We start from the raw sequence: 16,659 nt of genomic DNA, 5'->3' as shown, positions 1-16,659 counted from the left end.
TTGGGCGCTAGTCCGCGACCAGCGCGTGCACCGAGAACATCGTGTTGGCGTCGGTCCAGCTCTCGCGCACCGTCCAGCCCGCGCTGCGGGCGAGCGCGGTGAAACGCTCGAGCGAGTATTTGTAGCTGTTCTCGGTGTGGATGCTCTCGCCGGGCCGGAACGCGAAGGTATTGCCGAGGATGCGCACGGTCTGCGCCTTGCGGCTGATCAGGTGCATCTCGATGCGATGGCGATCGCGGTTGTAGATCGAGCGGTGCGTGAATCCCGACAGATCGAAATTGCCGCCGAGCTCGCGGTTGATCCGAACCAGCACATTGAGGTTGAACCGCGCCGTGACGCCGGCTGCGTCGTTATAGGCGTCGTACAGCACGCGCTCGTCCTTCTCGAGGTCGACGCCGATGATCATCTGCGCGCCGTGGCCGAGGATTTTCCGCGCGCTGCGCAGGAAGGCCAAGGCCTCGCTCGGCTCGAAATTGCCGAGCGTCGAGCCGGGGAAGAAGCCGACCTTCGGCATCGCGGCGACGGCGTCGGGCAACGTGAACGGCGTGGTGAAATCGGCCGCGACCGGGTAGATGCCGAGGCCGGGGAAATCCTTCCGCAGCCCGTCGGCCTGGGCTTTCAGGAAATCGCCTGAGATATCGACCGGCACATAGGCTGCGAATTCGCAATGCTCGAGCAGCAGGCGCACCTTGGTGGTCGCGCCGGCGCCGAACTCGACCAGCGCCGCGCCGTCAGGGATGATCGCGGCGATCTCGTCGCCGCGGTCGCGCAGGATGCCAAGCTCGGTGCGCGTCGGATAATATTCCGGCAGCACCGTGATCTGCTCGAACAGCTCGGAGCCGGTGGCGTCGTAGAAATATTTCGGCGACAGCCGCTTCGGGTGACGGGCGAGATCGCCAATCACGTCGCCGGCAAACACCGATGTCGCTTCGTCGAGCGGATACGCTTTGGCCAAAGCGGCGGCATGCACATTCATGATACTCTCCCGAACGCGCTTACCGACGCGTTATTGATGTCGACAGGACTCAATCAGGCATAGTCTGCGAGGCGTAACCCCGTGAATTGCCAGCGATGGTGTGGATAGAAGAAGTTGCGATAGGTGACGCGGCTGTGACCTGAAGGCGTCGCCAGCGACGAGCCGCGCAGCACGAGCTGGTTGACCATGAACTTGCCGTTGTACTCACCGAGCGCGCCTTCGATCGCGCGGTAGCCCGGGTAGGGCGAATAGGAGCTGCGGGTCCATTGCCAGACGATGCCGTAGGCGTCGTTGAGCAGGCCGGCGCGCGCGGCGACCTCCCATTCCATCTCGGTCGGCAGGTGCTTGCCGGCCCATCGGGCGAAGGCGTCGGCCTCGTAATAGCTGACATGGCAAACCGGCGCGGACGGATCGATCGGCTGCAGGCCGCCCAACGTCATGATCCTCCATTCGCCGTCGATCTCGCGCCAATGGCCGGGTGCCTGCCAGCCCTCGTTGCTCACGGTGCCAAAGCCATCCATCAGCCACAGCGTGGCGGTGGAATAGCCGCCGTCCTTCATGAAGGCGAGCCAGTCGGCATTGGTGACGAGGTTCTTCGCGAGCTTGACCGGGCCGACCAAAGCCCGATGCGCGGGCTTTTCATTGTCGAAATGGAAGCTGTCGTCGCCATGTCCGACGGTGTGGATGCCTTCGTTGAGCGTCACCCATTCCTCAGGCCCGTGCTGCGACGCCGGGAAGCGCCACGCCGGATCGTAGGCCGGCGGGATCGGGTTCTGCGCGAAGGCATGCAGGATGTCGGTGTACATCAGCTCCTGATGCTGCTGCTCGTGATTGAGGCCGACCTCGACCAGCGGCACCAGCGCCTCGAGCTTTTCCAGCGTGGCGGTCTGGAAGAATTTCACCACCTCGGCGTCGACATGGCGGCGGTAGGCGGTGACTTCGTCGGCGGTCGGGCGGGTCAAATGGCCGCGCTGGTGGCGGGCGTGCCGCGGACCGGCGCTGACGTAATACGAATTGAACAGATAAGCGTAGTCCGGATGGAACGGCGTGTAGCCCTTGACGTGCTCGCCGAGCAGAAACTGCTCGAAGAACCAAGTGGTATGGGCGCGGTGCCACTTGGCGGGGCTCGCATCCGGCATCGACTGGATCAGCTGGTCTTCGGGCGACAGCGGTGCGGCCCGGCGCTCGGTCTCGTCACGGACGGCGCGATAGGCCTCCACCAGCCGCTGGGCGAGCGGGCCGGATTCGGAGGACAGTGACGGGGAGGCGGCGGGAACGGCGGCCGCGGCAGAGGCTGGTTTCGTCACAGGGGTCTCCGAATTCAGGGGAGAGAACGTTGCTTCGGCAAACTGGTTCCTGACGGACAGTTCGTCCTAGATAGGGGCTCCGTTACGGGAAAAAAGCCTCCCCCCGCGATGATATTGGGGCCGTCAGATAATCCCGGCCCATTTTGGGCGCCCGCAGCGCCCGGTGCATGCCAGATTTCCGCCATTTTGCTTTGGATGCACAATGGTTTGAGCTACATATATAGTCAGTCACGGGTTAGAAGGGCGGGCCGGCCCGTCAAGGCCTGAGAGCGCCGCCCCCGAAGGAAGCGAAAATGAGCATCGAGCAATTCATCGACAACGAAGTGAAGTCGAACGACGTCGTCCTGTTCATGAAGGGCACGCCGCAATTCCCGCAGTGCGGGTTTTCCGGTCAGGTCGTGCAGATCCTCGACCACATCGGCGTCGGCTACAAAGGCCTCAACGTTCTCGAATCCGCCGAGCTGCGCGACGGCATCAAGGTCTATTCGAATTGGCCGACGATTCCGCAGCTCTATGTGAAGGGCGAGTTCGTCGGCGGTTGCGACATCATCCGCGAGATGTTCCAGGCCGGCGAATTGCAGCAGCTGTTTGCCGACAAGGGCATCCCGGTCGACGTGGCTGCCTGACCTTGACGGCGCGCCAGATCGGCAAGGCGCGGCTCGAAGTCATCGTCACCGACATCACGACCCTGCGCGTTGACGCCATCGTCAACGCGGCCAATTCATCGCTGCTGGGCGGTGGCGGCGTCGACGGCGCGATCCATCGTGCCGCTGGCCCCGAGCTGCTCGCCGAGTGCCGCACCCTGCACGGCAGCAAGACCGGCGACGCCAAGATCACCAAAGGCTATCGGCTCCCGGCAAAGCACGTGATCCACGCCGTCGGCCCGATCTGGCACGGCGGCACCCAAAGCGAGGATGCGCTGCTCGCATCCTGCTATCGCCGCGGCATCGAGCTGTGCCACGCCAACCAGCTTGGCTCCATTGCATTTCCCGCCATCTCGACCGGCGTCTATCACTTCCCGCCGGACCGCGCCGCCGGCATCGCGGTCAAGGCCGTCGTCGATGCCCTGGCCGCCGCACCCGGCCTCACGCAGGTGATCTTTTGCTGCTTTTCCGCCCAAAGCGGCGAGCTTCATCAGAAGGTCCTGGACACCTTTGGCAGCCCTTGTGCCTGATGATACCGCCGCTACACTTCCCCGTGATTTCCGGGGAGGGATAATCCAAATGCATTCATTTCGTCTGACGTGCGCGGTCGCAGCCGCCGCGGTGGTGCTGGCGGCGCCGGCGTTCTCGCACACCGAGGGTACCTATGAGATTCCGGCGGGAGCCCATTTCAATCCCGCCAAGCTCGCCAAGATCAGCGAATTCTTCAAGAACGAGGTCGCGACCGGAAAGATTCCCGGCGCCATCGTCCTGATCCAGCAGCACGGCAAGCCGGTCTATCACGAGGCCTTCGGCGTGCAGGACGTGGCCAGCAAGGTGCCGATCACGGACAAGACCATCTTCCGGCTGGCTTCGATGTCCAAGTCGATCACCGCCGTCGTGTCGATGCAGCTGCTGCAGGAGGGGAAATACAAGCTCGACGATCCCGTCTCGAAGTACATCCCGTCCTTTGCCAACGTGAAGGTCGGGGTCGAGAAGAAGGCCGAGGACGGCACCAAGACGCTCGAGCTGGTGCCGCCAAAGCGGCCGATCACGATCCTCGATCTGATGACGCATACGTCGGGTATCACTTACGGCTTCTATGGCGACAGCCTGGTCCGCAAGGCCTACAAGGACGCCAATATCTACGGCGGAGATTTCGATCTCGCCGAATTCGCCGAGCGGATCGCCAAGCTGCCGCTGCACAACCAGCCCGGCGCGCTCTGGCAATACGGCCATTCGACCGACATTCTGGCGCGCGTGATGGAGGTGGCCACCGGCGAGAAGCTCTCGACGATCGAGCACGAAAGGCTGCTCGATCCGCTCGGCATGAAGGACACCGGCTTCTTCGTCACCGAACCCGAGAAGCAGAAGCTGATGGCCGAGCCGATGCCGAACGACAGCGACTTCCGGGTCGGCCGGGTCAACGATCCGACCAAGGTCAAGAAATGGGAATCCGCCAGCGGCGGCATGGTCTCGACCATGGCGGATTATTCGCGCTTCGCGCAGATGTTGCTTAACGGCGGCACCCTCGACGGCAAGACCATCCTGAAGCCTGAGACGTTCAAGGAGCTGACGACCGACCGCGTCGGGCCTGGCTCCGGCGTCGAGCGCGACTTTTTCTACTTCCCCGGCGATGGCTTCGGTTTCGGGCTTGGGATCGCGGTGCGTACCGATCCCGGCACTGCGAAGCCGCCGCCGCCCGGCGATCTCGGCGAGCTGAAATGGGACGGCGCCAGCGGCTGCTATTATGTCATCGACCGCAAGCAGGATTTCTTCTTCGTCCTGCTGGAGCAGACGCCGACCGAGCGTCAGCGCATCCAGCGGACGCTGAAGCAGCTCGTCTATGAAGCCATGGAAAACTAGAGCGCTTTCGAGCGAAGTGGATACCGGTTCGCGTGAAGAAACACGTTGAAAAGAAGGGAATGACGGCATGATCCGATTCAGGCGGATCGGCTCATGCGCTCGCATGCGTGGGGGCCGCGCGTTCGTCGCGGCATTCGCGTTCGCGTTGGTCGCAACGGTTGCGAAGGCCGGCTCCGCGCGGCCGGCCGCGCACAGCTTCTCGGCGGAAGGCCTCGCCAGGGTTTCCGACTATGTCAGGAACGAGGTCGCGACTGGAAAGATCCCGGGCGCGATCCTGCTGCTGCAGCAACATGGCAAGCCGGTCTACTGCGAGAAGTTCGGGGTTCGCGACGTCGCCACCGAATTCTCGATGAGCGCCGATACCATCTTCCGCCTCTATTCGATGTCGAAGCCGATCACCACGGTCATCGCGATGATGCTGGTCGAGGAAGGCAAGCTCGCGCTCGGCGATCCCGTGTCGAAATATATCCCGGCCTTTGCCGAAATGAAGGTCGGGGTGGAAAAGCGCGGCGATGAGGGCAAGATGGCGATGACGCTGGAGCCGCCGAGGCGCCCCATCACCATCGAAGACCTGATGCGCCACACTGCCGGCCTGCCTTACGGCTATTACGGCGGTGGTATCGTGAACAAGACCTACGCCGATGCCGGCCTGTTCAACAACGATCCCGACAATGCCGAATTCGTGGCGCGGCTCACGTCGCTGCCGCTCGCCGAACAACCCGGCACGCAATGGGACTACGGCCATTCCACCGACGTGCTCGGCCGCATCATCGAGGTGATCACGGGGAAATCGCTGTTTCAGGTCGAGAAGGAACGGCTGCTCGGCCCGCTCGGGATGAACGAGACTGCGTTTTATGTCGCCGACCGGGCGAAATGGCCGCTGATCGCCGAGCCGATGCCGAAGGATCGCACCATCAGTCCGGTCGCCGATGTCCGCAATCCGCGCAAGCCGCTGCGATGGGAATCCGGCGGCGGCGGCATGGTCGGCACCATCGGCGACTATGCGCGCTTCTCGCAGATGCTGCTGAACGGCGGCAGCTATGAGGGCAGGCGCTATCTGAAGCCGGAGACCATCGCGCTGATGGCGAGGGACCATATCGGTCCGGAGACCGGCGTCGTGCGCGACCAGAACTACTATCCCGGTCCGAACTCCGGCTTCGGCCTCGGCTTCGCGGTCCGCACTTCGGTGCCGGCGAACACAGACTGGCCGCTGGGCGAGTATCGCTGGGACGGCGTCGGCGGCACCTTCTTCTTCATCGATCCCGCGGATGACCTGTTCGGGATCTTCATGGTGCAGACGCCGTCGCAGCGCGGCCGGATCCAGCAGGAGCTGAAGACGCTGATCTACCAGGCGATGGGACGGTAGACGCTTATCTTGTCGTTTCGTAGCCCGGATGGAGCGAAGCGCAATCCGGGGCGGTCCTGCTGTCGGATCGTGCTGTCCCGGATTTCGCTACGCTGCATCCGGGCTACGATTGCCGAGGTTGCTACGCCGCGCGCACGATGTCCCTGACGTGTCCGACTGCTTCCTCGATCATCGCCGCTGACACATCGAGATGCGTGCAGGCCCTGATCCGGCCGTCCATCATCGCCAGCGTCACGCCGCGCTTGCGCAGCTCAGCGACCATCTTGTCGCCTGAGACGCCGGCGCCGTCGGGCTTGAAGAAGACGAGGTTGGTCTCCGGCGCCTGCACCGCGATGCCGTTGATCTGCGACAGGCCGCGCGCCAGCGCCCGCGCATTGGCATGGTCGTCGGCGAGGCGGTCGACATGGTGATCGAGCGCATGGATGCAGGCGGCGGCGCAGACGCCGGACTGCCGCATCGAGCCGCCGAGCCGCTGCTTCCAGCGCCAGACATCGTCGATGAACGCCCGGGTGCCGGCGATCACGCCGCCGATCGGCGCCCCGAGGCCCTTGGAAAAATCGATCCAGGCGGAATCCCAGCCCGCCGTCATGTCGCGCGGCGAGATGCCGGAGGCGACGGTCGCATTGAGCAGCCGCGCGCCGTCCATGTGGGTGACAAGGCCGTGGGCCTTGGCGATGCGCACGACCTCGTCGAGCGCGGCCTTTTTCCAGATCGTGCCGCCGCCGATATTGGCGGTCTGCTCGACGCTGACGAGCACTTGCGGCGGCTGGTAGCGGGTGCGCGGATGCAGCGCGGCCTGGAAGGTGTCCGGCGTGAACTGGCCGTCATCTCCCGGCAGCTGCGTGATCTGGAAACCGCCGAGTGCGGCATGGGCGCCGCCCTCGCGCGCAATGATATGCGCGGTCGCATGCGCCAGGATCTCGTCGCCGGGGCGGCAATAGGCCAGCGTCGCCGCGACGTTGCACATCGTGCCCGACGGCATAAACACGGCGGCTTCCTTGCCGAGCAGATCGGCGACGCGGGCGCAGAGCTCATTGGTGGTCGGATCGTCCCCGACCTGTTCGTCGCCGACCTCCGCCTTCGCCATCGCCTCGCGCATCGCCGGCGTCGGCCTGGTCTGCGTGTCCGAGAGCAGGTTGATACGGACGGCGGGTGCCTTGGGATCGGGACGGGCAGGGGTGTAGTGCATGGGCTTTCCTCATCGCTCCGCTGGCGTGCGGAGTCGCCGCTAGCGTATAGGCCTCCGGGCAGCGTGACGAAACCGCATAATAATGATCTCGGTGGGCGTCACGCGATAGTCGATCAAGTAGGGGTATGGCGTGGCCGAAAGCCGGCGGACGCCGGGGCGACTTGTCGGGCGCCCCGCACGCGGCTGCTCCTGCAGCAGCGTGACAAGGGTCAGGATACGGTCGCGAACATGGACCGCCCCCCTTGAGGCGATCTTGCTTCGATGTAGGCGAGCGCTCGATCGATCTTGACAAGAGCCCGTCGCGTGTAACGGAGGTTCACAGCCCGTGCTTTGCCCACATCGCACGGACTTCCTCGGCCGTTGCCAGCTCGCCGCGTGCAATCTCGGCGTCGGCTTCAGCCAGATCGGCGTCTTCTTCCGGCGTGAGCTGGAGCGGTGGTTGGTCGACGCCGGCAAGCTGCAGCATGATGCGCGCGAGCTCGTCCTGCTCTGTGTCAGGCAAGTTTGAAACTGTCTCGAAGGCCTGTTCGAGTAACCGGGTCATCGGCAAGAAACCTCAACGGGCAACCATCTGCCAGGTCCCGCGTATGATAGTCATCTTGTGGGCAAACAAAAAGGCCCCGGCAAAACCGGGGCCTTTCGGATCTCGCATGCGTGCTGTGATCAGCGCGAATAGAATTCGACGATCAGATGCGGCTCCATCTGCACCGGGAACGGCACATCCGAGAGGCCGGGGGTGCGCGCGAACGTCGCGGTCATCTTGGAGTGATCGACCTCGATGAAGTCGGGCACGTCGCGCTCGGGGAGCTGGCTCGCTTCCAGCACCGGGGTCAGCTGCTTGGAGGCTTCCTTGACCTCAATGAGGTCGCCGACCTTCAGCTTGTAGCTGCCGATGTTGACCTTGCGGCCGTTCACCTTGATGTGGCCGTGGTTGATGAACTGGCGCGCGGCGAACATCGTGGAGACGAACTTGGCGCGGTAGACCACGGTGTCGAGACGGCGCTCCAGGAGGCCGATCAGGTTCTCGCCGGTGTCGCCCTTCAGGCGGCTGGCTTCGACATAGATGCCGTGGAACTGGCGCTCGGAAATGTTGGCGTAGTAGCCCTTGAGCTTCTGCTTGGCGCGCAGCTGCACGCCGAAGTCGGAGAGCTTGCCCTTGCGGCGCTGGCCGTGCTGGCCGGGGCCGTATTCGCGGCGGTTCACGGGGCTCTTCGGGCGGCCCCAGATATTCTGGCCCATGCGGCGATCAATCTTGTACTTCGCCTCACTGCGCTTTGTCATCGCGTCCTCTTTTGCATAGCCGTCGCACCCTGGCGGCCGGCGTTTGTCAGTTTCAGGTTTGAGGAGACGCGCCCTCCTGTGTACCGGCCAAAAGACCTGTACCGACAGGTCCGCCTCGAAAGCTCGGGGAGGACCACGGGTCGCGAAACGCATCGCGGGCCGAAAACCGGCCCGCGAGCAACGTGGTCTTAAGGAGAAAGTCCGGTTCTGTCAAACAAAACGCAGGGCATTTTGGGCCGAATCGGCGTCAAAATTAGCCGATTCTGCCCCTCAGAGACGGCTTCCGGCCGCCCGGACCAGCCGGGCATCGGCTTGCGGCCGGCCCGCGCCCAGTTCGGCGGCGATTTCGCCGCCCAGCACCTGCTCGAGGCGGATCAAGGTCTGCGCGATCAGGGCGGCGTCGCAGACCAGATGGTCCCAGCGCAGCACCACGTCGACAGTGTGGTCCGGCCTGATCACCCCATAGCTCAACAGGAATGGCCCCGGGCTCAGTGCGTGCAACTCGCCCGGGCCATAGGCCGCGACCGAGGTCACGCCAAAGCTGCCGCAGAAATTGGCGCGCTGCCGGCCAAAATTCATCCCGATCGCCCACGCCAGGCGGCGGAGCGGAAGCGGCAGGCGGGTCACGCAGAGCATCTTGCGGAACGAGGGGATTTCGTGCAGCGGCGCGGTCTTGGCGCGGCGGATCAGCGCGTCGACCTCGGCGAGCGGCATCTCGTCGGCGGCACAGACGCGCTCGAACAGCACGCAGTCCTCGCCCTTCTCAACGCGCGCAATCGCCACCATGCCGACGCTGCGCGGCAGCTCGTAGAGGCAAGGCCACGGCCATTTGACGTGCAGCGTGCGCAGCGTCGGCTCGGTCCTGGCGACCAGCGCGAATGCCTTGACGAAGATGGCGGCCCAGCCCGGTGCCTGCGCCGCGCGTGCACGGGCCTCGACGATTGCACGCACGTTCAGGGTGCGCTTCAGGGAGACCAGCGGCACGCCGGCCGATGCATGCATCAGATCGGCGACGAGACGGCGCGGCAATGAAATCTGACGAAATTTACCGCGCATCGGTTCGATTCAGTTCCTTAGCAAACAGGCAAAAAATCAAAGGCCCGGCGAGCTCAAATGGTTGCTCGCCGCACCTGAAGCTCAGATGAACCAAGTGGTCGGAGACCAAGGGGTTCTGCTCACGGCGCTGGTTTTGCCAACGGCTCGCCGGCCTTGACCACGTAGACGCCGAGCACCTTGAGCGGCTTGTCGCCGGACGTCTTGGCGTCGTGCACCGCGCCTTCCGGGATCTGGTAGGAATCGCCCGCCTTCAGCTTCAACGGCGGTTTGCCGTCGATCAGAAGCTCGAGCTCGCCTTCGAGCACATAGCCGGTTTCAGCGCCGGGATGGGTGTGACGCCCCGACGCACCCCCGGCCGGAACCTCGGCGATCGCGGTGACCGTGTTGTAGCCCGGTGGAAAATCGACCTTCTGCAGCGGCGTCCGCTTGATGCCGCTCTGCTGCGCCAAGGCAGCGCCGGCACCGGCAAGGGCAATTACGGTGAGACCAAGCAGTAATTTCCTGAACATGGATTTTCCTCCCAACCCGCAAAACTCTAGCAGCGCGGAATCGCGGCGGAAAGCGTGCGATGTGTGATGTGCACTTGCGACGTTGGGATTAGTCCGTTCATCGAACAGCGTGGGTTTGTGCCGCTTATTCATGAGCTACTCAGGCGAACGAGCTGTACCGGCGACACGCATCGTTCACTCCGCGGTTCCTTCACGACGTGACTGGAACCTGCTCGCCGGCAGCTGTGAACTAGCGGCGGCCGCGTTTGACGCCTACCGCTTGATCCCCGCGAACGCGGCCGCGATGCCGCGCTGGAACAGCGACCAGTCGAAGCCCAGCGCGAGCGCGAGGTAACCGCGGTCGATCATCGCATTGGCCTGTTCGGCGGTGCGCGCGACGCCGCCGATCGGCACGCCGCTCTTCATGATGCCGTGTTCGGCGCGCTGCATCAGCGCGACCACTTCGGGATCGTCGGGCAGACCGCGCTTGTTGATCGAGGTGGCGAGATCGCCGGGGCCAATCACCGCGAGGTCAATGCCCGGTGTCGCCATGATCTCGTCGATGCGGTTCACCGCATCGACATGCTCGATCGTGATCATGCAGATCATGTCGTCGTCAGCGGTCGCCATGTAGTCGTTCATCGAGACGCCCCAGCGGAACGGCGCATGGAACGGTCCCCAGAGCCGGTCGCCCTTCGGCGGGTAGCGCACGCTGCGCACCGCCTTCACCGCATCGCTTGCGTTGCAGATCATCGGAAAATTGATGCCGAGCGCACCGATGTCCATCGGTGCCTTGGCGAGATGCGGCTCGTTGGCGGCGATCCGCACCATCGGCACGCAGGGCGTGCCCGAGGTGGCCACGATCATCGCATGGGCGGTGCCGAGATCGATCGGGCCGTGCTCGAGATCGACGATGATCCAGTCCAGCGACTGCGCCATGATCTGCACGGTCTGGATGCTCGGAATGGTCGCGATCGCGCCGAAGGTCGGGCGCTTGTCGCGCCACGCCTCGCGCAGGCGGTTGAGCGGTGTCAGCGGGGCTGCGGTCAAATTCGGTCCTCCCTCGAAGGAGAGCAGAGGCTAAAGCATGATCCGGAAAAGTGTGAAGCGGTTTTCCGAAAAGATCATACTCAAACAGGGAGCTGGTGCGCGATGATGCTTCAACCCGATCTCATCGCGCTCCAGCGGCGTTGTGACGGCGAAAAGCATTAGGCCGGGACGCGGCCGCCGAAGAATGGCGTCAGCGCTTCCGTCAGCGCGTGCGGGCGCTTCGAGGTGAAGATCATCTCTGCGCCGGCTTGGTCACTCTCCGAGCCTGCCGGGCCGAGCAGGTCGGCGACGCGGCGGGCGATCGCCGGCGCCGGATCGATCCAGTCGACCGGCCAGGGTGCGAGCCTCCTGAGGCGTTCCAGCAGCAGCGGATAATGCGTGCAGGCGAGCACGACGGTGTCGGTGCGGGCAGGGTCGTGGGCGCCATCGCCGACGAAGCAGGGCGCGAGCTCGGCCGCGATATCCTCGTCGCGCACGCTCGCGCCGCTGAGGGCGGCCTCCGCCAGCGAGGCGAGCTCGCCGGAGCCGACCAGCGTCACCTCGCAGCCCTGCGCAAAGTCCGAGATCAGCTTGCGGGTATATTCACGCTTCACGGTGCCCCTTGTGCCGAGCACCGAGACGCGCCTTGTTTTCGAGGAGACGCAGGCCGGCTTGATCGCCGGCACGGTGCCGACGAAGGGCAAAGGATAGGCGTCGCGCAAATGCGACATGACCAGCGTGGATGCCGTGTTGCAGGCGATCACGACGAGGTCGGGCGCGTGGGCCGCGATCAGCTCACCGACCAGCGGCACCACGCGGGCGATGATCTCGTCCTCGCCGTGATGGCCATAGGGGAAGAAGGCGTCGTCGGCGACATAGACGTAATGCGCGTCGGGCCGGGCGCGGACGATCTCGCGCAGCACGGTGAGGCCGCCGAGGCCGGAATCGAACACAAGGATGGTCGGGGGAGTGGACACGCGAAAACTCTATCCGAAGCAGGGTTACCATTCAGTTGTTTTTGGCTATCCGGCCGCTGCGGCCGACAAAAGGCGGTGAGGCCGGGAATTTCATATGGCCTTGACCGATAGCTGCAAGTATCACGGCAAACTATTGCTGCGACGTGTGAAATCCAAAAATGCGGCCGCAAGGGGGCCACGCGACATGATCCGCAATACCGCCGCGAGCTGGGGCTCGCTCGCCCGCGCGTTCCACTGGGTGCTCGGCATCGCCATCATCGGCATGCTGGCCTATGGCTGGTGGATGAACCACGTCCCGGCGCGGGCGGACAAGTTCTTCTACCGCTCGATCCACGCCGACATCGGCTACCTGGTGCTGCTGCTCACCGTGCTGCGGCTGCTCTGGCGCGGCCTTAACCCGACGCCGGCGCTGCCGGCCGAGATGCCCTCCTGGCAACGGATCGCCGCCCGGGTCAGCCACGGCGCGCTCTACGCCGCCACCATCCTGGTGGCGATGCTGGGCTGGGCGCATTCCGGCGCCCGCGCCCAGGATTATTCGAGCTTCTTCGGCCTGTTTCACGTTCCCCAGATCACCTCGCCCGACAAGGCGGCGGCGGATGCCTATGAGGATCGCCACATCTTCTTCGCCTATGTGCTGCTGGCGTTGATCGTGCTGCACCTAGCCGCGGTCGCCTTCCACTATTTCGTCAGGCGCGATCGCGTTGCCGCGCGGATGATCGGGGCGAATCCCGCCGATCGCGCGGCTTGACGCAAGGTCTACCTTTCCCCGATGGGGAGAGGTCGATTTGCGCAGCAAATCGGGTGAGGGGCTACGCGCCGACCTCTCCCGGAGGGAGAGGTGAAGAGCACGTCCGTGCGGGTCTAGAGCATGATCCGGAAAAGTGCGAAGCGGTTTTCCGAAAAGATCACAATCAAACAAAGAGCTAAAGCGCGATGACGATTCGACCCAATCTCATCGCGCTTTAGCCCGCCGGCATCTGCTTCTCGACCAGGCGCACCCAGTAGGAGGCGCCGTGCCCGAGGATGTTGTCGTTGAACTTGTAGGCGGGGTGATGGCACATCGGCCCGTCGCCCATGCCGAGGAAGACGAACGCGCCGGGGCGCGCCTCCAGCATGAAGGCGAAATCCTCGGCACCCATCACCGGCACCAGATTGTCGTTGACGCGTTCGGTGCCGACCACGTCGCGAGCGACCTCGGCGGCGACGCCGGCCTCGCGCGCGTGGTTCAACGTCACCGGATACATGCGTCCATAATCCGTCTCGGCCGAGCCGCCATAGGCCTTGGCGATGCTGGAGGCGACCTCGCCGATCCGGCGCTCGACCAGGTCGCGCACACCGGGATCGAGCGTGCGCACGGTGCCGCCCAGCGTCACGGTCTCCGGGATCACGTTGAACGCGGTGCCGGCCTCGAACATCGTGATCGAGATGACCGCCGATTTCAGCGGGTCGACATTGCGCGACACGATCGACTGCAGCGCATTGATGATCTGGGCACCGATCAGCACGCTGTCGACCGCCTCGTGCGGAGCGGCGCCGGCGTGGCCGCCCTTGCCGTGGACGACAATCTTCAACGTGTCCGACGAGGCCAGCATCGGGCCTGGTGTGGTCGCGAAGTAACCCTCGGGCAGGCCGGGCATGTTGTGCAGGCCGTAGACCTCCTGGATGCCCCAGCGGGTCATCAGCCCGTCGTCGACCATCGCCTTGCCGCCGGCGCCGCCTTCTTCGGCGGGCTGGAAGATCACGACCGCGGTGCCGTCGAAATTGCGCGTCTCGGTGAGATATTTGGCGGCGCCGAGCAGCATCGCGGTGTGGCCGTCATGGCCGCAGGCGTGCATCTTGCCGGGAATCTTCGAGGCGTAGGCGACGCCCGAGGCCTCCGCGATCGGCAGCGCGTCCATGTCGGCACGCAGGCCGATGGTCTTACCCGAAGTGGACTTGCGGCCGCGGACCACGCCGACCACGCCGGTGCGCCCGATCCCCGTCACCACCTCGTCGCAGCCGAACTCGCGCAGCTTGTCGGCGACGATGCCGGCGGTGCGGTGGACCTCGTAGAGCAGTTCGGGATTCTCATGGAAGTCATGACGCCAGGCGGCCATTTCATCCGAGAGGGCGGCAACGCGATTGACGATGGGCATGGGGAGCGTCCGTTGCTTGTGAGCTTTGGTGGGTGGCGCAGCGTAGCGTAACCCGCCGACTTGTCACGCGGCAATGACGTCGGTAGCCCGGATGGAGCGAAGCGCAATCCGGGGATCGAGCGCGCGGGAAGATCCCGGATTTCGCTTCGCTCCATCCGGGCTACGAGCTCTACAAATTCGCCAGCCCGCATTCGACGGCGAGGCGGACCAGCTGGGCGTCGGTCCGCATGCCGGTCTTGGCTTTGATGAGGTAGTGATAGTTCTGCACGGTCTTGGTGCTGAGGTGGAGGTTGGCGGCGATCTGCTCCTTGGTGCTGCCGGCCGCCAGCTGCCGGAGGATTTCGATCTCGCGCTCGCCGAGCTGGTCGAGCGCCGATCGGGTCGGCACCAGGCTTTCCATCGCAAGCACGCGGGCGACGTCGTCGCTCATCGCATGCTCGCCGCGCGCCACCGAGCGGATCGCCGCGATCAGCTCGGCCGGCTCGCTGCCCTTGGTGACGAAGCCACTGGCGCCGGCGCCGAATGCCGCTTTCACCTGGGCCGCCTCGCTGTGCATGCTGAAGACGAGGATGCGCGCGTCGGCGTCGCGCGCGCGGATGTTGCGGATCGCCTCCAGCCCGCTGGCACCCGGCATCGAAATGTCCATCACCACCACATCGGGCTGGTGCGACTTGAATGCGCGATAAGCACTGGCGGCGTTGTCGGCTTCGGCGACCACGCTGAAATCGTCCTGATGCTCGAGCACGCGCCGGTAGCCCTGGCGGACGACCGGATGATCGTCCACCAGCAGGATCGAGATGCCCCGAATCTTCGCCGTTGTCGTCGTCACGGTTGTCATCTCAGGCGGCGAGCGGGATCGTGGCGGCGACCGACAGGCCGCGGCTGGCGCGCGCGATCGACAGCGAGCCGCCGAGGGCTGTGACGCGCTCGCTGACGCCGGTGAGGCCGAAGCCCGCAGATTGCGCCACCTTGGCCGCATCGCCGCCGCCATCGTCCTCGACGCGCACCAGCAGGGCGTTCTCGCTGCCGGTCCGCCGCTCGATCCGCAGCACGATCTCGCGCGCCGAGCTGTGGCGCAGCGCATTGGTCAGGCACTCCTGCGCGACGCGATAGGCGGTGGCGGCGACCGTGCCGCTGATGTCGGCAAGGTCGCCCTGCAGATCGAGCTGGATCATCGGCTGCGCCGTGCGCGACCGCCAGCTGTCGACGAGATCGACCAGGCTTGCCTCCAGCCCGAGCTCTTCAGCCGGCGGATGGCGCAGCCGGTTCAACGTATCGCGCAGGCACGCCATGATGCGGCGCGTCGCCTGCGAGATCATCCGCGCGTCCTGCGCAATTTCGGTGCCGGCGGCGTACTTGTCCCCGGCACTTGCCTCGATCGTGTTGGCGAAGGCGAGGATCGCGGTGAGATTCTGGCCGAACTCATCGTGCAGCTCGCGCGCCAGCGTGCGGCGTTCGTCGTTGCGAATCTCGAGCAGCCGCCTGGTCAGCACCGTGCGTTCCTCCTCGGCAAGCGCGAGGCGGTCGCCGAGATCGCTGACGGCGCGCCCGATCATCGCGAGCTCCATCGAGCGGACGCGCGGCAGCGGCGTACGATACTCGCCGTCGGCCATCCGCCGCAGCGCCGACACGATCGAGTGGGCGGGTGCCAGCGTGTGCGCGATCGCAAGCGAAGCGAGCAGCGCGATGGCGAGCGCCATCAACAGCGCGACATGGATGTTGTCGAGAATGTGCTGCCAGGCGAGCGCGATCGCTGCGTCCGGATCGGCGATGGCGCGGACGGTTCCCGCGGTCGCGGCGCGGGCGCTGATCGGCCGCTCCACGGTGGCGTGATCGCCGAGCAGCATCTGCACAGCGGCCGCGAACCAGCGCGGCGGCGCCTTGCCGATCCCCTTGCTCTGGCCGCAGAGCGGCTTCTCGAAGGCGCCGGCCGGTTCGAACTGTACGCAGATCCCCGGCGCGATCAGGCCCATGGTTTCGATGGTGCGCCAGTCCGGTGCCGGCAGCAATTGCTCGCGCATCCGGTTGCTGCGCAGCAGCAATTCGCGCCAGTACAGCGCTTCGAGCGATTGCGAAACCCGCTCGGCGGACGCCTCCGTGGCACGATCGACGCTGCGATAGGCGTCGATCGTGGCCCAGACGGTGGCTGCGCCGAGGCATAGCGCGACGATCACAAGCAGGCGGGCGACCAGTTGAAGCACGAGGCGCATGCGATCACTCCACGGCCAGAGCATGATCCGGAACGGAGAGAAGCGGCCGGTCATGCTCAAACGAGAGGTTCGATGCTAACAGCACCGCTGTTCCCCGCCAATCGCAAGCATGCAAAGCTGTGCAGGTCGGGAAATTTG

General features: G+C 65.0%; 18 protein-coding genes. 5 read left to right on the top strand and 13 right to left on the bottom strand.

From position 1 onward, the window contains the following. Positions 1-7: 7 nt before the first annotated feature. Together egtD and egtB are read right to left on the bottom strand one after the other, a co-directional pair. Complete coding sequence (gene egtD, locus ACVWY5_RS22285; RefSeq protein ID WP_028336763.1) at positions 8-976, bottom strand: L-histidine N(alpha)-methyltransferase; 969 nt, start codon at positions 974-976, stop codon at positions 8-10. A 53-nt stretch (positions 977-1,029) separates the two neighbouring features. Then, positions 1,030-2,283, bottom strand: coding sequence for an ergothioneine biosynthesis protein EgtB (gene egtB / locus ACVWY5_RS22280; RefSeq protein ID WP_028336764.1), 1,254 nt, complete (start codon positions 2,281-2,283; stop codon positions 1,030-1,032). 293 nt (positions 2,284-2,576) lie between these two features. On the opposite strand from egtB, the gene grxD reads away from it, so the two are divergent. From grxD to ACVWY5_RS22260, 4 genes are all read left to right on the top strand, one after another. Continuing rightward, positions 2,577-2,909 carry a Grx4 family monothiol glutaredoxin gene (grxD, locus tag ACVWY5_RS22275; protein ID WP_028336765.1) on the top strand — a complete coding sequence of 111 codons (333 nt, stop codon included), beginning with the start codon at positions 2,577-2,579 and terminating at the stop codon, positions 2,907-2,909. After that, the gene (locus ACVWY5_RS22270; protein ID WP_028336766.1) at positions 2,906-3,457 is read left to right on the top strand and encodes an O-acetyl-ADP-ribose deacetylase; all 552 of its coding nucleotides are present in this window, start codon (positions 2,906-2,908) and stop codon (positions 3,455-3,457) included. The genes grxD and ACVWY5_RS22270 overlap by 4 nt, the downstream gene beginning before the upstream one ends. A 49-nt stretch (positions 3,458-3,506) precedes the next feature. Beyond that, complete coding sequence (locus tag ACVWY5_RS22265) at positions 3,507-4,790, top strand: serine hydrolase domain-containing protein (protein WP_028336767.1); 1,284 nt, start codon at positions 3,507-3,509, stop codon at positions 4,788-4,790. Positions 4,791-4,893: 103 nt separating this feature from the next. After that, complete coding sequence (locus ACVWY5_RS22260; protein ID WP_028336768.1) at positions 4,894-6,156, top strand: serine hydrolase domain-containing protein; 1,263 nt, start codon at positions 4,894-4,896, stop codon at positions 6,154-6,156. Positions 6,157-6,277: 121 nt separating this feature from the next. Here ACVWY5_RS22260 and ACVWY5_RS22255 read toward each other — a convergent pair whose 3' ends face one another. From ACVWY5_RS22255 to murI, 8 genes are all read right to left on the bottom strand, one after another. After that, on the bottom strand, positions 6,278-7,345 hold the full coding sequence (locus ACVWY5_RS22255) for a threonine aldolase family protein (RefSeq protein WP_028336769.1): 1,068 nt from the start codon (positions 7,343-7,345) through the stop codon (positions 6,278-6,280). Between the two features lie 39 nt (positions 7,346-7,384). Then, positions 7,385-7,690 (bottom strand): type II toxin-antitoxin system RelE/ParE family toxin, encoded by a 306-nt coding sequence (locus ACVWY5_RS22250; RefSeq protein WP_321177057.1) that lies wholly within the window; start codon positions 7,688-7,690, stop codon positions 7,385-7,387. Next, on the bottom strand, positions 7,662-7,889 hold the full coding sequence (locus tag ACVWY5_RS22245; RefSeq protein WP_028336770.1) for a hypothetical protein: 228 nt from the start codon (positions 7,887-7,889) through the stop codon (positions 7,662-7,664). The genes ACVWY5_RS22250 and ACVWY5_RS22245 overlap by 29 nt, the downstream gene beginning before the upstream one ends. A 119-nt stretch (positions 7,890-8,008) precedes the next feature. Continuing rightward, the gene (rpsD, locus tag ACVWY5_RS22240; protein WP_028336771.1) at positions 8,009-8,626 is read right to left on the bottom strand and encodes a 30S ribosomal protein S4; all 618 of its coding nucleotides are present in this window, start codon (positions 8,624-8,626) and stop codon (positions 8,009-8,011) included. A 270-nt stretch (positions 8,627-8,896) separates the two neighbouring features. After that, positions 8,897-9,682, bottom strand: a complete 786-nt coding sequence (locus ACVWY5_RS22235) for a hypothetical protein (protein ID WP_028336772.1) — start codon at positions 9,680-9,682, stop codon at positions 8,897-8,899. Between the two features lie 119 nt (positions 9,683-9,801). Then, entirely contained in the window at positions 9,802-10,191 is a 390-nt protein-coding gene (locus tag ACVWY5_RS22230) for a cupin domain-containing protein (protein WP_028336773.1), read from the bottom strand. Between the two features lie 252 nt (positions 10,192-10,443). Continuing rightward, positions 10,444-11,220, bottom strand: a complete 777-nt coding sequence (locus ACVWY5_RS22225; protein WP_028336774.1) for an HpcH/HpaI aldolase family protein — start codon at positions 11,218-11,220, stop codon at positions 10,444-10,446. 158 nt (positions 11,221-11,378) lie between these two features. Beyond that, entirely contained in the window at positions 11,379-12,176 is a 798-nt protein-coding gene (gene murI / locus ACVWY5_RS22220) for a glutamate racemase (RefSeq protein WP_028336775.1), read from the bottom strand. 184 nt (positions 12,177-12,360) lie between these two features. On the opposite strand from murI, the gene ACVWY5_RS22215 reads away from it, so the two are divergent. After that, on the top strand, positions 12,361-12,924 hold the full coding sequence (locus tag ACVWY5_RS22215) for a cytochrome b (RefSeq protein ID WP_028336776.1): 564 nt from the start codon (positions 12,361-12,363) through the stop codon (positions 12,922-12,924). 214 nt (positions 12,925-13,138) lie between these two features. Here ACVWY5_RS22215 and ACVWY5_RS22210 read toward each other — a convergent pair whose 3' ends face one another. The 3 genes from ACVWY5_RS22210 to ACVWY5_RS22200 form a co-directional block, all read right to left on the bottom strand. Next, on the bottom strand, positions 13,139-14,311 hold the full coding sequence (locus ACVWY5_RS22210) for a M20 aminoacylase family protein (RefSeq protein WP_028336777.1): 1,173 nt from the start codon (positions 14,309-14,311) through the stop codon (positions 13,139-13,141). Positions 14,312-14,480: 169 nt separating this feature from the next. After that, the gene (locus tag ACVWY5_RS22205; RefSeq protein ID WP_028336778.1) at positions 14,481-15,149 is read right to left on the bottom strand and encodes a response regulator; all 669 of its coding nucleotides are present in this window, start codon (positions 15,147-15,149) and stop codon (positions 14,481-14,483) included. Position 15,150: 1 nt separating this feature from the next. Then, positions 15,151-16,521: a histidine kinase gene (locus ACVWY5_RS22200; RefSeq protein ID WP_028336779.1), complete on the bottom strand. Its 1,371-nt coding sequence runs from the start codon at positions 16,519-16,521 to the stop codon at positions 15,151-15,153. Positions 16,522-16,659 lie beyond the last annotated feature (138 nt).

Source organism: Bradyrhizobium sp. USDA 3256 (genome assembly GCF_054058275.1).
The sequence above is the reverse complement of the archived record's forward strand: the minus strand, read 5'-3'. Positions and strand labels throughout refer to the sequence as shown.

Bases quoted from the DNA above. Each gene is read 5' to 3' on its own strand.
- ACVWY5_RS22245 (WP_028336770.1), bottom strand. From the start codon at position 7,889: ATGACCCGGTTACTCGAACAGGCCTTCGAGACAGTTTCAAACTTGCCT.
- grxD (WP_028336765.1), top strand. From the start codon at position 2,577: ATGAGCATCGAGCAATTCATCGACAACGAAGTGAAGTCGAACGACGTC.
- ACVWY5_RS22255 (WP_028336769.1), bottom strand. From the start codon at position 7,345: ATGCACTACACCCCTGCCCGTCCCGATCCCAAGGCACCCGCCGTCCGT.
- egtD (WP_028336763.1), bottom strand. From the start codon at position 976: ATGAATGTGCATGCCGCCGCTTTGGCCAAAGCGTATCCGCTCGACGAA.
- ACVWY5_RS22265 (WP_028336767.1), top strand. From the start codon at position 3,507: ATGCATTCATTTCGTCTGACGTGCGCGGTCGCAGCCGCCGCGGTGGTG.
- ACVWY5_RS22215 (WP_028336776.1), top strand. From the start codon at position 12,361: ATGATCCGCAATACCGCCGCGAGCTGGGGCTCGCTCGCCCGCGCGTTC.
- ACVWY5_RS22210 (WP_028336777.1), bottom strand. From the start codon at position 14,311: ATGCCCATCGTCAATCGCGTTGCCGCCCTCTCGGATGAAATGGCCGCC.
- ACVWY5_RS22230 (WP_028336773.1), bottom strand. From the start codon at position 10,191: ATGTTCAGGAAATTACTGCTTGGTCTCACCGTAATTGCCCTTGCCGGT.
- rpsD (WP_028336771.1), bottom strand. From the start codon at position 8,626: ATGACAAAGCGCAGTGAGGCGAAGTACAAGATTGATCGCCGCATGGGC.
- ACVWY5_RS22260 (WP_028336768.1), top strand. From the start codon at position 4,894: ATGCGTGGGGGCCGCGCGTTCGTCGCGGCATTCGCGTTCGCGTTGGTC.
- ACVWY5_RS22205 (WP_028336778.1), bottom strand. From the start codon at position 15,149: ATGACAACCGTGACGACGACAACGGCGAAGATTCGGGGCATCTCGATC.
- ACVWY5_RS22235 (WP_028336772.1), bottom strand. From the start codon at position 9,682: ATGCGCGGTAAATTTCGTCAGATTTCATTGCCGCGCCGTCTCGTCGCC.
- ACVWY5_RS22200 (WP_028336779.1), bottom strand. From the start codon at position 16,521: ATGCGCCTCGTGCTTCAACTGGTCGCCCGCCTGCTTGTGATCGTCGCG.